Raw genomic sequence first — 14,304 nt, 5'->3', positions numbered from 1 at the left:
TCATTCCATCTGTCCCGTGTCCCGGAGCATCCGCTCCCGCAGACGGACCGGTGAGGTGCCGTGCCACCGGCGCACCGCGCGGCGCAGCGCCCGTTCGTCGGAGAATCCCGCCCGGCGGGCGATGTCGCGCAGTGTCAGTTCCGGACGGAGCAACAACTGCTCCACACGCTCCCGGCGCACTCCCTCGACGAGTGCCTCGTACGTCGTGCCGCACTCGGCCAGCCGACGGCGCAGCGTCCGCTCGCTCGTCGCATGCCGCCGCGCCTGCTCACCGAACGAAGGCGCCACGGGGAGGCTCTGCGCAACGGAGATCTCCAGCACCTCCAGCAGATCCTGCTGGTCACGGCGGGAAGCCATTTGCGCGTCGAGCATCTCCAGGGTCGACGCGTAGCTCACCGGATCCCGGCCGGGCATCCGGGTGCGGGCCCACGCGGGGTCGATGGCCAGGCGGTTGGCGGGGGCGTCGAACCGGACCGGACAGCCGAACAGGGCAACAAACAGGTCGTGTCGGCGAGGTGGCGGAAAGGAGAACTCCACGACCTTCGGCGCGAAGTCCGGACTGACGGCCAGCCTGGACAGGGTGACCACGGAGGCGAACGCCTCCTCGATCAGGAAGGAAGCCACGACCGGGTCCATGGCGGGATCGGGAAGATCGGCGCGCAGCACGAAGGCGTCGTCCTCCTCACCCGCACCGGCCGACCACACCACCATCGCCCCGGACAGGTTCTGGTACCTCACCCCCGTCCCGATGGCGTGCCGCAACGTGTCGTCGGCCATCAGGGCGAAGCCGAGCAGGCCCCACGCGGTCAGGTGCTGCGCTGCACCGACCTTCAGCCCCAGGCGCTCGTCCCCGGTGAGCTCCACCGCACGGCGGATCACCGCGCTGCCCTGCCGGTACGACACCCGCAGCGCGGCGGAACGCATGATCGTCTCGTCCAGCCCGACCTGCTTCAACACGGGCCGCAGATCGATGCCGCGCTCGTCGGCGACCACGACCAGGCAGCGCAGGATGTTCGGCTGGATCGTCGCCGACGTGCTGCGGCTGGTCCCGGGAGGGTCCGCCGGGCCGGGGATGAGGGACATCGCACTCACCTTCTCCTCGGTGACCACCGTAGGCAGCCGGCATCACCGGTCGCATGCTTTTGGCCCCCGAAGCCCCCTCTACGGCCCCTGGCGCCCTGAGCTTGCCTTCCGCGCCTGGCAGCATGGGCTGGCTCTTGGACGACCTCCGCCGGAGCACCGGCGTCGTGCCCATCAACCCGTGGGCCGGCATGCCGGAAGACCTGCTCCCGTAGGTCGGCGTGACCGCGTCGCGTCGGCGGGGAGGGTCAGGCGGTGGCGTCGGCTCGAGGCCCGGGTCGGGGACCGCCATGGCCCACTATGAGCTCCGCCCCAGAAGCTGCTGGGCATCACCCCCCGGACCACGAACGGGCCGGGTTCGGCAAGCACGACGTGACAGGCCGCGTACTCCGTGCGCAACCTGCCACGTGTGCTTTCGAGGAAGGGGATCAGTTACCGCAGTTCAGCGTGTCCACGGAGCAGAACCCGACCTCCGGGTACTGGGGTGACGGCTGGTCCAGCAGGGGTTGGGGCGTGGTGTGGAGGTGCAGGTCGAAGAACGCCCGTGTGTAGCGGCGGGTGATCTGTGAGGTGCGGGCGGCGGGCAGGGTGGCGCCGATGTCGAGGCCGAGTTGTTCCGCGAGGAGCCCGACGTCGGTGAAGGAGGCGTGCTCGGCGCCGGCGACCACGAGCCATCGCTTCCACCCGGTCAGGTGCTCCCAGTCGCGCTCCCAGGTGACGGCTGGGCCTCCGCCTCCCGGGGTGTACGCGGACTGCCTGCCCAGGAACAGGAACGGCCGCGCCAGCCCGCTGTCAGGGATCGGGACGTCGGTGGCGCCGTCGATGTCGATCCCGGCGCGTATCCGGGGGTCGGCGAGCATGGCGGCGCTGGTGCTCGCGCCTCCGACGGAGTGGCCCGCCATCGCGATCCGGCGCGGGTCGATCAGCCGAGCGCCCTTCCACTTCGGCCGTGGTCCGGTCAGTTCGTCGAGCACGAAGGAGACGTCGGCTGCCCGGCCTGTCACCAGCTTCTCCCAGAATGCCCGGTCATGGTCGACCTCGCAGGCGGCGCAGGTGGCGACGCGCCCGTCGGGGAAGGTGGTGGCGACATTCTCATAGGTGTGATCGATCCCTGCCACTACGTACCCTCGGCTCGCCAGATCCTCGGCCACCGAGGTGAGGGTGGCGCGGGGTTTCCTGAAGCCGGGCGAGAGCACGACCAGGGGCAGACCGTGTCGGCGTCCCGCCGGTTCGGCGTCGCTGATCGCGTGGGTGCGTGTCGTGCTCAACACGTCGGGCGGCACATCGCTGATGCCGCCGTCCTCGAGGACGAGTTCCGACTCCGTCGGCGTCATGTACGGGGCCCGTCGCCCGCCCGAGGGCTGCGCCGGGTACCACACGGAGACCATGAGTTCCCTCGCGGTCACGCCGGGGACCCACGGGTCGGGGCGGGAGGCGTCCTTCAGGTGCAGGGAGGCTCTGCCGACCGGGTGCGGGCCGGTGGGCCGGGGCAGACGCAGCGTGCCGCTCGATGCGGCCGGTGATCCGGCGGGATCAGCCGCGGTGGACGCGTCCGCGGCGGAGGCGGGCACGCACGTCCCCACGATGAGGAGCCCGGCGAGGGCGGCCAGGCCGCGGCGCGGGATCTGGTTCCGAGGCGCCGACGGTGGGCTGCCCGGGGCCCTGGTCTTGTCGTCGGGGCTCACGGCGGGCGGTTCGGGCAGTGGCGCGGTCACGGTCGTCTCTCCCTCGGTCGTCAACTCCGGTTCCATGGACGCTAGGAGCGGGGCGGGTCCGGGCACGTCGGCCGCCGGGGCTGTTTCCGGTACCTCGCCGGGAGGAGGCCGTACGGCGTCATCCTCGCGATGTAGTCGATCGATGTATCCCGGATGACCACGGTGATCACCGGGACGGATGTCGCCGCCGGGGACGTCGGCGAGAATGAGCCGGTGACGACCGTGCCTATGGCGGACCGACTGCTGGAGCGGGTCAAACCGGACCGACTGGGGGAGTGGTTCACCCTGCTGACGCGCCCGACCGGTCCGCCGCCGCGGCCCACCCGGCGCGGCCGGACCTTCGACGCGGCGACGGCGCTGGTCATCGGCGTCGGCTCCGTCTACTACGTACTCGACAACATGACCGGCATCGTCGACCGAGGAGACCGGCCCGTGCCCGCGCCGGGCGAGTGGATCGGCCCGGTGATCGTGGCGGTCATCGCCTCGGCACCTCTGGCGCTGCGTCGCCGGTATCCGCTCGCCGTGCTGTGGACCGTGCTGGCCGCTGTCATGGTGACGCCACACGACGCACCGCGGCTCACCTTCTACGCCTGCGTCGTCGCCGCGTACAGCGCCGCCGCCTACAGCCCCCACCGGATTCCCACTCTGGCGAGCCTGGGGGTGGCGGTACTCCTGGTCGGCACGGACTCGGCGTTGCCCACTGTCCCCGACCAGTACGCCCCGTACCTGATCCTGGTCCCGATCGTCGTGGCGGCCAACGGCCTGCGCACCTGGAAGCTCAGAACGGACGAGGGCCGCAGGCGCCTGTCCGCGATGGAACGTGAGCAGGCCGAGGCGCTGCGCCGCGCGGTGGAACACGAACGCGCCAGGATCGCCCGCGAACTGCACGACGTGGTGACACACCACGTCAGCGTGATGGTCATCCAGGCCGGCGCCGCCCGCAAAGTCATGGACGCTCACCCCGGCCAAGCCCGCGAGGCGCTCCTCGCGGTCGAGTCCGGCGGCCGGGCGGCGATGACCGAACTGCGCCACGTCATGGGGCTGCTCACCATGGACACCCCTGCCGACCCCGACGGCTCCGGCCCGGCCGGCATGGTGGATCTGGTGCCACAGCCGGGGCTGGGCCAGTTGGAGACGCTGATCGCACGGGTGTGCACGACAGGGATGCCGGTCAAGTTGACGGTGACCGGGCACAGGCGTCCGCTGCCGTCCGGGATCGAACTGGCCGCCTACCGGGTGGTGCAGGAGGCACTGACCAACACGGTCAAGCACGCGGCAGGCGCGAGCGCGGCGGTCACCGTCGACTACGCGGCCACCCACCTCCGAGTGGAGGTCACCGACACCGGCGGCACAGCAGGTACGTCCAGGAGCACCGGCAGTGCCACCGGAGCCGGACGCGGGCTGATCGGCCTGCGCGAGCGCCTCGCCGTCTACGGGGGAACCCTGCGCACCGGGCCACACCGCGCCGACGGCTACCGCGTCACCGCACTGATCCCCTTGGAGGCCTCGTGACCGGCTCGCCGCGCGTGCTGATCGCCGATGACCAGGCACTGGTCCGCACCGGCTTCCGGATGATCCTCACGGCCGACGGCATCGACGTGGTCGCCGAGGCGACCAACGGCACGGAAGCCGTCGACGCGGTCCGGCGCACCCGACCCGACGTGGTCCTGATGGACATCCGCATGCCGGAACTGGACGGCCTGGAAGCCACCCGCCACATCCTGACCGGAGCGGACCACGAACCGCGTGTGATCATCCTGACCACGTTCGACCTCGACCGCTACGTCTACGCGGCCCTGTCCGCGGGGGCCGCCGGTTTCCTCCTCAAGGACACCACACCCGAACACCTCGTCGCCGCCGTCCGCATGGTCCGCTCCGGCGACGCGCTGCTGGCCCCGGCCATCACCCGCCGTCTCGTCGAACGATTCGCCCGGCACGACTCCCACACCACCGCGATCCACCGGGACCTGGCCGCCCTGACCCCACGCGAACGGGAGGTCCTGCAACTGCTGGCCCGAGGGCTGAACAACGCCGAGCTCGCCGGCCACCTCCACCTGTCAGAGGCAACCGTCAAAACCCACGTCGCCCGTATCCTCGCCAAACTCGGACTCCGCGACCGCGTCCAAGCCGTCATCGCCGCCTACCGGACCGGACTCGTCAGCCCCACCGGGGACGACACCACCCCGCCGGCCGGCGGGATCGTCTGAGTCTCCATGCCGGGGTGGGATGTGGAGGCGTCCCACCCCGGCCGGGTGTCATCGGATGTACTTCGCCGGCTTGGTGGCGGCGTTGAGGAGGTACTCCAGGGGGCCACGGCGGAAGAAGCGGGACCAGATCGCGGCGAACACGATCGCGCCGAGGACGAATATCAGCAGCGGCACCCAGGACTGCTGCCCGTCGCTCCCGGCGGGCACGGGCAGCGCGGGCTGCAGGACGAAGTGGCCCACGTAGGCGGTCAGGGACATGCTGCCCACGGCGATGACCGGTTTCGCCAGGCGGCGCAGTCGCGGCAGGCGGTCCATCGCCACCGTCGCACCGACGATCACGAGGATCGCGACCCCGACGCTGCCGATGATGTCGAACGTGGTGCCGCTGTGCGGCCCGGCCGTCAGGAGCAGCGACGCCGGCATATCGGAGAACGACCCGCCGTCGGGTGGCATCGAAGCGGAGCTGCCGGACGACGGCCCGCCCTCCGCGAGGCTCTTCAACGCGTCCGGGCCGGCCAGCAGCAAGGACATCCCGTACGCGGTCACGGCCGACGAGGCGTCCCATCGAGGGACCGGGCGAGGCCGGCACGGGGGACTCGGGGGAGGTTCGGGGCTGCGGAGGCGTCTTCTCCCGCGGAGCTGACGTCTCCTGCGGTGGCTGTGTCTGTGTCATACGAGGAATCTCGCGTGGACGTACCGGGCCGGCCATCCGGCAGTCATCGGTGACGGCCCCGCCGGTCGGCTGGTACCGCCCTGCCGACCGGCGGAGTCCCGGTGCGACCGGTCCGGTGCGTCCGGACGGTGATCCTGCTGCAGGTGGGCCTCGTCAGCCGCAAGCCGACGCAACGGCATGAGGGCCGGTCAGTCCGCGCTGAGAGGTATCCGCAGCCGCACCCGGTAGCCGCCCTGCGTGGTCGGGCCCGACTCCAGGGTGCCGTGCAGGATCTCGGCCCGTTCCCGCAGACCGGCCAAGCCGTGCTGCGAACCGGGGAGGGAGAGGGAAGGACGCGTGGGAGCGGTGTTGGTGACGGTCACTCCGACGTCGGTGCCGTCCTGCCACAGCTCGACGCGCGCCGTGGCACCGGGGGCGTGCTTGCGGACGTTGGTCAGCGCCTCCTGGACCGTACGGTAGAGAGCCCGCTGCGCGGGTGTGCCCACGGTGAGCGGAAGCTCACCCGACAACGTCACGTGAGTGCCGCTTGATTCCACCAGTTCGCGCAGGTCGGCCAGGGTGGGCTGAGGAGTCAGCTCGGTGGCGTGGCCGCCGGAGGCGCGCAGCAGCGTGACCATGGTGCGCAGTTCGTCGAGCGTGCTGACGCTCAGCGAACGGATCGTGCGGGCAGCCTCCTTGGCGTCCGCGTCCTCGGTGGCGACCTGCAGGGCTCCGGCTCGTACGGCGATCAGGCTGACCTGGTGGGAGACCACGTCGTGCATCTCGCGGGCCAGCTGGGCGCGTTCGCGGGCGAGCACGGCCTGGGCGTGCAGCGCCCGCTCGTGTTCCCTGGCCTCCTCGATCTCGACGAGCCGCCGTGCCAAGTCCCGGTGCGCCTGGAGAAGTTGTGCGATGAGGACCGGTGCGGCGGCGGTCGCCAGGCTGTAAACGAAGGTGAGCAGCGTCATGGTCCGGCCGACCTCGGCGAGGCCGGCCAGGGGCCACGGAGTGGCGTTCGCGACCGCGGTCAGGGTGACGCACAAGGCGAGGAGGGGGCGGTTGCGGGAGCGTTCGGCCAGCGTGAACAGCGCCGCGAGCGGAGCGACGGCGACGGGCTGCGTCAGCGCGGTGGGCAGGGTGAGAAGGAAGACGCCGAGCGGGAACCGGCGCCGGAAGGCCAACGCGGCGCAGCCGAGCGTGGCCAGCGCGATGCCGAGGCGCGTGTCGTCCCACAGGTTCAGCCGCAGGTCCACGGCCGCTGCCACCACCAGGACGAGGTCGACGACCGGCGCGGGCACACGCTCCCACAGCGCCCGGGCGCGGTTCATCGCCCGGCCTCCGATCGCCGGCGCTCGTCCAGCAGTCCGGCCCGCTGCGCCAGCAGCGCGGCCCGCACCCGGCTGGTGACCCGCAGCTTGGTGAGGATGGCGCTGACGTGGTCCTTGACCGTGCCGGCACCCAGGTGGATGCGTGCCCCGATGTCGGCGTTCGACAGGCCCTCCGCCACCAGGACGAGGACCTCGCGCTCGCGTGCGGTGAGCAGCTTGACGCGGGCGGCGTCCTCGTCGACGGCCGCCCCGCTGCCGGGGTGGCCGCGCAGCAGCGTCCGCGACGCCTTGGGGGACAGCACGACGCCGCCCGCGGCCAGGGTGCGCACCAGGGGGGCGAGTTGGTCCGGTTCGGTGTCCTTGAGCAGGAAACCGGCCGCACCGCTGTGCAGCGCGGTCAGGATGTACTCGTCGGCGTCGAACGTGGTCAGCATCGCCACCACCGGCGGATCGGGCATCGTGCGCAGCTCGCGCAGGACGGTGAGCCCGTCGACGTCCGGCATCCGGATGTCGAGCAGCACCACGTCGGGCCGCTCCCGGCGGACGGTTTCCACGGCCTCGCCCCCGCGCGCGGTCGCGACGACCTCGATGTCCTCGGACGCGCCCAGAATGAGCTCGAAGCCCGAGCGGACCAGAGCCTCGTCGTCCACCACCACTACGCGGATCACGCGCTCAGCCTCACCTTCGTTCACGCCGTCCGGCCCATGCCGACTCGACCCTAAGGCCATGCACAACCCCGACGGCCCGACGAACGGCAGCTCCAGCCACACGGCGGGGTGGTGCCCACCGGTCGGCAGGGACCGCAGGGGCACCGCGGTCTGCTGCCGGACAGTCCATGATCGGCCCGGTCTTCTGTGTGCGTCAGGCGGTCGGCAGGGAGACCGTGATCCGGGTGCGTTGCCCGGTGGTGAGGCTGACCCTCCTGGCATGCGGGCCCAGGGCGGAGAGGCCGACGTGCGCGGAGGTGGTGACGGAGGTCATGCCGCGGCGGCTGATCAGGGTGACGTCCTGGGTCTGGTCCGAGGTGACGGTCACCGTGGCGGTACGGCCGGGCAGGTCCCAGTCCAGGCTGTGCACGCGGATTCCGCCTCGCCCCCGGATGCCGGTGATCCTGCCCCTTTCCCACTGCTCGGGCAGCGCGGGCAGGAGTTCCAGCACGCCTTGCCTCGTGCAGAGCAGTGCCTCGGCCACCACGGCGGGCAGTGCGTGCGCGGCGTCCGCGTTGTAGATGTGCCGCCCGGGGTTGTGTGAGGTCATCAGCGACCGGAAGAGCATGTCGTTGCCCAGGATCTTCCGAAGGTTGTCGTAGACCTTGGTGCCGTCCTTGAGCCGTGCGGCCGCCAGGGCGCGGTGCAGGCTGCCGTGCGCGGAGAGGTTCTGGTCTCCGCGCAGTTCGAGCGCTTTGAGGGCCCCGGGCACGAGGTCGGGCCGCTCCTCGGGGTTGATCTCGTGCAGGGGCCAGACGGCGTACAGGTGCTGGATGTGGCGGTGGTCGTAGCGGTCGGCCAGGCCGGGCCAGGACCATTCCGCGAGTGCGCCCTCCTCGTTGATCCGGTAGCCGGGGATCCGGTCGAGCAGTGCCGTCCAGCGTTCGACGCCCTCGCCGGCGGCCTGTTCGACGCCGAGGGTGTTGGCCGCGTCGATGGCGGCCTGGAGGGCGTGTCTGCCGGCCGCGATGTCGCCGGTGGCGTTGATCGACAGGTACTCGCCGGTGTTGTCCGGGGCGTTCTCCATGGAGAACGACGGCACGAAGACCGCGCTGCCGTTCCCGTCGGTGCGGGTGAGGAAGTCCTCGTAGAACAGGGCCAGTTCCATCAGGGCCGGACCGAGCTTGTGCTGGAGGAAGGTCTGGTCCCCGGTGATCTCGTAGTACTCCAGGAGCGGGTGGAGCAGCCAGTCGGCGCCACCGGTCCAGCAGTGGCCGGGGAAGCCGCCGCCGTCGAAGTGGAGCATGTGCCCGTACTCGCCGTCCGTGCGGGAGGGGGCGAGGAAGCCACGCGCGCCGTAGAGGTTCCTGGCGTTGGTCCGCCAGTGGTCGAGCTGGCCGAGAACCAGGTCGAAGTAGCCCTGCATGGCCTCCGCCATGTCCAGGGTGGTCCCGCCGGCCACCTGGAGATTGACGTTGGCGTCGGTGGTGAAGTCACCGGCCCAGGCGGCGGTCCACGCCCCGGTCCAGATCCCCGTCAGGCGGGGCGGCAGGATGCCGCTGGAGCTGAGGAAGAGGTAGCGGCCGGAGTCGTACAGCCGCTCCAGCAGGGCCAGGTCGATGCTGCCGCGGTCGGCGTTCTGCCGTGCGATCAGCTCCGTGGTCGGCAGTCGGCGGTCGGCCCCGGGGGCGTTCAGGTCGAGGCGGGAGCGGTCGTACAGTTCGGAGTGGATCTCTGTGTGCCGGCCGAGCAGCGCCTCGTAATCGACTTCCAGGGCGGCGAGCCCCGCGTGCGGGCGCCGGGCATCCCGGGCGGGCGGCGTCTCGTGACGCTCCAGTCGGGTGAGGAGTGTGAGCCCGGCAGCCCCCGTGACCACCACGGTCGATCCGCTGACGGTGACCGTGCCGCCGGTCGGTACGACGCGGGTGACGCCCTCGTAGCCGTACGCTCCCATGCCCTCGGGGTAGGTGCCGCGCAGGGTCAGCCACCCGGAGCCCGCACGGGTCTCGGCCAGGGTGGTGAACGACACGCGGCTGTGCAGGTCGTCGCCTCCGCCGTGGACGGTCGGTGTGTCGTCGAGCGCGGTGTGCACGCTCAGGGTGACGTCGACGGTACGGCCCGGGGCCGGCGCCAGTTCGTGGACGATGACCCGGTCGGCGCGGGAGACGAAGACCCGGCGGGACCAGGTGCCGTGCCCGTCGGTCCAGGCGGAGGTGACCTCGCCCGTGCGGAAATCGGTGCTCCGGACGTACCGGTGGTACCGGTCGGAGACGGGGCCGTTCGCGGTGGCGATCCGGAGCTCGTACGCGGGATGGTACGTCTGCGTCCAGCGCAGCTCCCACCCGGCGGCGAAGTCGCGGCTCGCTCCGGCGTAGTCCCCGGCCAGCGCCTGGTCCCGGATGGATTCCAGCCGGTCGGCGAGCACGGGCGGGGTGAGGTCGCGGGTGCCGTTCGGCAGGACGAGGCGGTGGTGGTTGAGGACGACCTTCTCCAGCGCCGGGTCCCCGTACACCACGGCCCCGTACTCGCCGTTGCCGGTGAGGAAGCCGTCGGTCCACGACTCGGCGGGGCTGGTGTCATGGATCCCCCGGTCGGGCAGCGCGACCTGGGCCGGTGCGGGTGCGGTCGGGCCGCCCGCGTGGGAGCGTGCGGAGTGCATCGTTTTCCTGTCCTTCGTGCGGAGGAGCGTCACGGGCCGACGCGGGGCGGCGAAGACGGACGGCCGTGCGGGGCCCCGGGGAGCGCTCCGCCGGGTCGTCGTCGACCTCGCACGGGGAGCGGGCCGGGCGGGCGCCGTGGCCGAGACGGCCGGTGCCCGTCCGCGGCGCCCGACGCCACCGGCCACCCCTGGTCAGTGCGTCTTGTCGTAGGCCTGCTGGTAGATCTCCAGGAAGCGCTTCAACCCGAACCGGTCGAGGTTCTCGACGTACGCGTCCCAGTCGGAGTCGAGGGACTTCTTGCCGGTGATGAACTGCACGGCGCTCTGCTGCACGAAGGTGCCGATGTTCGTCTGGAGCGTGGCGAGTTCGCTCGCCTTCGCCGGGTCGATCCACGCCTCTCCGTAAGGAAATTCGGGCGTCGACCTGGACTCGTGGCCGGCGTAGAGCTTCGTGGCCTCGAAGAGCCGGCGCTCGTATCCCTCCGGAGACTTGGTGTCCCTGGCCACCGCCTGTGTGTTGCGGAACCGCGCGGTGTTGTTGTACTGCGCCAGCGCGTTCCAGTTGCCGTTGGCGGGCGGGGTTTCAACCCGTTTGTACTGCACCTTCAGGCTCTCGTCGAGCGCGACGTCCTTCGGGCCGGGCTCGACCCAGCCTTCCGGGCCGAACATGCCGTTGAGCTCACCCTCTTGGCTGAAGATGTAGTCCAGCATCTTGATCGCCTGGATCTGCTCGGTCTGTGAGGCCTTGGTCGTGAGGACGAAGGTCGCTCCGGGCACCGACGGTGAGGTGTGCGTCGTGTAGCTCTTGCCCTCCGGGCCGGTCAGCGGAGGCAGCGCGTCGTACGCGCGGTCGCGGCCGTCCTTCTGTCCCTGAGTGACGAAGATGCTGGGGTGCATCACCGTCGCCGAGCCCAGGATCACCTCGCCCGCGTGGTCGCCGAGCTTCATCAGGGCTTCCGCGTTCTGGGTGAAGACGCTGCTGTCGATCAGACCTTCGTCGTAGAGCGACTTGATGTACCTCAGGCCCTCGCGCCAGCCCTCCTTGTCCGCCTGGATGTCGGCCTTGCCCTCGTTCAGGACCAGGGTCGGGTTGGTGGCGGGGGTGAAGTTGCCGTTCGGGGTGCTGATGAACGCGTTCATCAGGTACGGGATGATCGTGTCCCCGGTGTCCCCGCTCAGCGGCACCTCGTCGGCCTTTCCGTTGCCGTTGGGGTCCTTGGTCTTGAAGGCGCGGAGCACGTCGCGGAACTCGTCCGTGGTCGTCGGTTGCTTCAGCCCCAGCTTCTTCAGCCACGCGCTGTTGATCCACAGCTTGGACGGGTACGAGCAGTGGAAGCAGTCGACCCACTGGGGCATTCCGTAGATCTTGCCGTCCGGGGCGGTGGCCATTCGCTTGTAGGCGGGGACATCGGCGAACGCCTTCTTGATGTGGGGGCCGTACTGGTCGACCAACTGGTTCAGCGGCTGGATGACGCCCTGGGTGGAGAGCTTGAGGAGCTCGGTCTGGCTGAACTGGTCGACCCAGGGAATCAGCAGGTACAGGTCGGGCAGGTCGCCGCTGGCCAGCGAGATCTGGCGCTTTTCCTTGGCCGGACCGCCGTCCTGGGTGGTGGTCTGCCAGTTGATGGTGATGTTGAACTTCCGCTTGATCAGCTTGGTGAACTGGTTGGTCTTGAGGTTCTGGTCCGCGGCCTGAGGGGCGAAGACGTTGAGGGTGACCGGCGGGTTCCCGGTGACCGTGGGGAGCGGCTTGGACGTGTCGGTGTCGCCGGACGAACCACCGGTGCAGGCCGCCAGAGTGCCGAGCAGCGTCCCGGCGACCGCCACTGTGGTGAGTGGACGCGAACGAGGCATGGGGAAGTCCCTTCGGATGAGGGGGATTGAGAGCGGGGAGGTGGGGGGGCGCGGGCGCGGGGGAGACGGTGCGGGGGAGGCGGGACCTGCTCAGCCCTTGATCGCGCCGATCATGATTCCCTTGGTGAAGTACCGGGCGACGAAGGGGTAGATGAGCAGGACGGGCACGCTCGCGATGACGATCAAGGAGTACTTGAGCAGGTCGGCGAGCTGCTGACGCTCCAGCATCTGCGCGGCGTCCGTGACGCCGTTGGGATTGGTGTTGAGGATGAGGATGTTCCGCAGCACCAGCTGGATCGGGTAGAGGTCGGCGTCCTTGAGGTAGATCAGGGCGTCGAAGTACGAGTTCCACTGGGCGATGGCGTACATCAGCGCCACCACCGCGATCATCGGCTTGGCCAGGGGAAGGGCGACCTTCCACAGGAACCGCAGGTCCCCACAGCCGTCGAGCTGGGCGGCCTCGTACAGCTCGTCGGGGATCATCGTCCGGAAGTAGGTGCTGGCGATGACGACCTGCCAGACCCCGATGGCCTGCGGGACGACCAGGGACCAGCGGGTGTCGAGCATGCCGAGCTGCTGGACCACCAGGTAGGTGGGGATCAGGCCTCCGGAGAACAGCATGGTGAAGACCACCACGCCCATGACGGGTCCGCGTCCCCACAGGCTCTTGCGGGACAGGGGGTAGGCGAGGGCGATGGTGAGGGTGACGCTGATGAGGGTGCCGACGACCGTGTAGAAGAGCGAGTTGAGGAAGCCTGTGAGGATCTGCGGGTCGCCGAGTGCCACCTCGTAGCCGCGCAGCGAGAAGTCCACCGGCCAGAACAGCACCCGTCCCGACGACACCGCGGTCGGGTCGCTGAAGGAACTGGCGACGATGTTCAGCAGCGGCAGCAGCACGACGGCCAGGAAGGTGCACAGCAGCAGGTAGGTGCAGAACAGGAACATCCGGTCGACCCGGGTCTCCTGGACCCGCCGGCTCCCGTGCGGCCGGCGCACGGGCAGACGCGGTGAGCGGGATACCCGGGGGACGGCCGGTACCGCCGCGCGGTCATTGCCCTCCGGATCGGTGACCGCCGTGATCTGCGGCTGGCTCATGACCACACCCCGCTTCCGGTCAGCCGCTTGGCGGCGAAGTTCACGAGGACGAGCAGGACGAGGTTGACCACGGAGTTGAGGAGCCCCACGGCGGTCGCCTGGCTGAAGTCGGCGTTGAGCAGGCCGGTCTTGTAGACGTAGGTGGCGATGATCTCCGATGTGCTGAGGTTCATCGGGTTCTGCAGCAGGAAGGCCTTCTCGAACCCGATCGCCATGATGTTGCCGACGGCCAGGACGAGGATGATCACCGCGGTCGGCATGATGCTCGGCAGGTCGACGTGCCAGATCTTCTGCAGCCGCGAGGCACCGTCGACGCGTGCCGCCTCGTACAGCGAAGGGTCGACGGCGGACAGGGCGGCCAGATAGATCACGGCCGAGTAGCCCGCCGTCTGCCAGATGTCCGACCAGACGTAGATGTGCCGGAAGTAGTCCGCGTCCGCCAGCAGGTCGACCCGGTCCACGCCGAAGAAGCCGTAGACGTGGCTGAACAGTCCGAGCTTGGGGGAGAGGATCATGATGATCATCGAGACCACGACCACCGTGGAGATGAAGTACGGCGCGTACGTCACCATCTGCACGGCGCGCTTGAAGAAACCCTGCCGGATCTCGTTCAGCGCCAGCGCCAGGATGATCGGGATCGGGAAGGCGGCGATCACCGCGTAGAGGGACAACAGGAAGGTGTTCCGCACCAGATCCCAGAAGACCGGGTTGTCGAACATCGCCTGGAAGTGCCGCACTCCCGCCCAGTCGCTGCCCCAGATGCCCTTGACGACGTTGTAGTCCTTGAAGGCGATGACCCCGTTGGCCATGGGAACGTACTTGAAGACCGCGAGATGTACGAGCGGCACCAGCAGCAGCAGATACAGCGTCCAGTGACGACTGAAGCTGCGCCGGGCCCTGCGCCTCATGCTCACCTTCGGCACGCGGAGCGGCCTCGCCGCGCTGTTCTGGGACATCCCTAGACTCCGAAGGCCGGGCGGCGCACGTGTGCCGGGCGGCAGGCAGGCCGCGGCAACGGCCCTGCCTGCAGATGGGTCCAACTGCGCATTGCGATGCCTCCTTGTTGG

General features: G+C 70.0%; 10 protein-coding genes and 1 pseudogene. 2 read left to right on the top strand and 9 right to left on the bottom strand.

All coding sequences use genetic code 11. From position 1 onward, the window contains the following. Both IE97_RS0116090 and IE97_RS0116080 read right to left on the bottom strand, forming a co-directional pair. Positions 1 to 1,083, bottom strand: coding sequence for an AraC family transcriptional regulator (locus IE97_RS0116090; protein ID WP_037836054.1), 1,083 nt, complete (start codon positions 1,081 to 1,083; stop codon positions 1 to 3). Between the two features lie 425 nt (positions 1,084 to 1,508). Further along, positions 1,509 to 2,795 carry an alpha/beta hydrolase family protein gene (locus IE97_RS0116080; protein WP_106975371.1) on the bottom strand — a complete coding sequence of 429 codons (1,287 nt, stop codon included), beginning with the start codon at positions 2,793 to 2,795 and terminating at the stop codon, positions 1,509 to 1,511. Positions 2,796 to 3,023: 228 nt separating this feature from the next. On the opposite strand from IE97_RS0116080, the gene IE97_RS0116075 reads away from it, so the two are divergent. Together IE97_RS0116075 and IE97_RS0116070 are read left to right on the top strand one after the other, a co-directional pair. Then, on the top strand, positions 3,024 to 4,307 hold the full coding sequence (locus tag IE97_RS0116075; RefSeq protein WP_030239350.1) for a sensor histidine kinase: 1,284 nt from the start codon (positions 3,024 to 3,026) through the stop codon (positions 4,305 to 4,307). After that, entirely contained in the window at positions 4,304 to 5,002 is a 699-nt protein-coding gene (locus IE97_RS0116070) for a response regulator (RefSeq protein WP_030239346.1), read from the top strand. The genes IE97_RS0116075 and IE97_RS0116070 overlap by 4 nt, the downstream gene beginning before the upstream one ends. A gap of 48 nt (positions 5,003 to 5,050) precedes the next feature. Here the strand turns inward: IE97_RS0116070 and IE97_RS0116065 are convergent. From IE97_RS0116065 to IE97_RS0116035, 7 genes and pseudogenes are all read right to left on the bottom strand, one after another. Further along, positions 5,051 to 5,560: pseudogene (locus IE97_RS0116065) on the bottom strand (DUF418 domain-containing protein); the annotation flags it as partial. A 303-nt stretch (positions 5,561 to 5,863) separates the two neighbouring features. After that, positions 5,864 to 6,982: a sensor histidine kinase gene (locus tag IE97_RS0116060; RefSeq protein WP_030239338.1), complete on the bottom strand. Its 1,119-nt coding sequence runs from the start codon at positions 6,980 to 6,982 to the stop codon at positions 5,864 to 5,866. Then, positions 6,979 to 7,674 (bottom strand): response regulator, encoded by a 696-nt coding sequence (locus tag IE97_RS0116055; protein WP_030239335.1) that lies wholly within the window; start codon positions 7,672 to 7,674, stop codon positions 6,979 to 6,981. Before IE97_RS0116055 ends, IE97_RS0116060 begins: the two co-directional genes overlap by 4 nt. Positions 7,675 to 7,843: 169 nt before the next feature. Continuing rightward, on the bottom strand, positions 7,844 to 10,288 hold the full coding sequence (locus tag IE97_RS0116050) for a glycosyl hydrolase family 95 catalytic domain-containing protein (protein WP_078603261.1): 2,445 nt from the start codon (positions 10,286 to 10,288) through the stop codon (positions 7,844 to 7,846). 192 nt (positions 10,289 to 10,480) lie between these two features. After that, positions 10,481 to 12,142, bottom strand: a complete 1,662-nt coding sequence (locus tag IE97_RS0116045; RefSeq protein ID WP_030239330.1) for an extracellular solute-binding protein — start codon at positions 12,140 to 12,142, stop codon at positions 10,481 to 10,483. Positions 12,143 to 12,232: 90 nt separating this feature from the next. Then, complete coding sequence (locus IE97_RS0116040; RefSeq protein WP_234310798.1) at positions 12,233 to 13,237, bottom strand: carbohydrate ABC transporter permease; 1,005 nt, start codon at positions 13,235 to 13,237, stop codon at positions 12,233 to 12,235. Then, positions 13,234 to 14,145, bottom strand: a complete 912-nt coding sequence (locus tag IE97_RS0116035) for an ABC transporter permease (RefSeq protein ID WP_037844400.1) — start codon at positions 14,143 to 14,145, stop codon at positions 13,234 to 13,236. The genes IE97_RS0116040 and IE97_RS0116035 overlap by 4 nt, the downstream gene beginning before the upstream one ends. Between the last annotated feature and the right edge of the window lie 159 nt (positions 14,146 to 14,304).

It is taken from the genome of Streptomyces sp. NRRL S-455 (assembly GCF_000717875.1).
In the GTDB taxonomy this organism is placed as follows: domain Bacteria; phylum Actinomycetota; class Actinomycetes; order Streptomycetales; family Streptomycetaceae; genus Streptomyces.
Note: the sequence above shows the minus strand (reverse complement) of the source record. Positions and strands in the feature narration are given on the sequence as shown.

What these genes read in the sequence shown, in the direction of transcription:
- IE97_RS0116050 (WP_078603261.1), bottom strand. Translation starts at nt 10,288, where the DNA reads ATGCACTCCGCACGCTCCCACGCGGGCGGCCCGACCGCACCCGCACCG.
- IE97_RS0116090 (WP_037836054.1), bottom strand. Translation starts at nt 1,083, where the DNA reads ATGTCCCTCATCCCCGGCCCGGCGGACCCTCCCGGGACCAGCCGCAGC.
- IE97_RS0116045 (WP_030239330.1), bottom strand. Translation starts at nt 12,142, where the DNA reads ATGCCTCGTTCGCGTCCACTCACCACAGTGGCGGTCGCCGGGACGCTG.
- IE97_RS0116075 (WP_030239350.1), top strand. Translation starts at nt 3,024, where the DNA reads ATGGCGGACCGACTGCTGGAGCGGGTCAAACCGGACCGACTGGGGGAG.
- IE97_RS0116060 (WP_030239338.1), bottom strand. Translation starts at nt 6,982, where the DNA reads ATGAACCGCGCCCGGGCGCTGTGGGAGCGTGTGCCCGCGCCGGTCGTC.
- IE97_RS0116035 (WP_037844400.1), bottom strand. Translation starts at nt 14,145, where the DNA reads ATGAGGCGCAGGGCCCGGCGCAGCTTCAGTCGTCACTGGACGCTGTAT.
- IE97_RS0116040 (WP_234310798.1), bottom strand. Translation starts at nt 13,237, where the DNA reads ATGAGCCAGCCGCAGATCACGGCGGTCACCGATCCGGAGGGCAATGAC.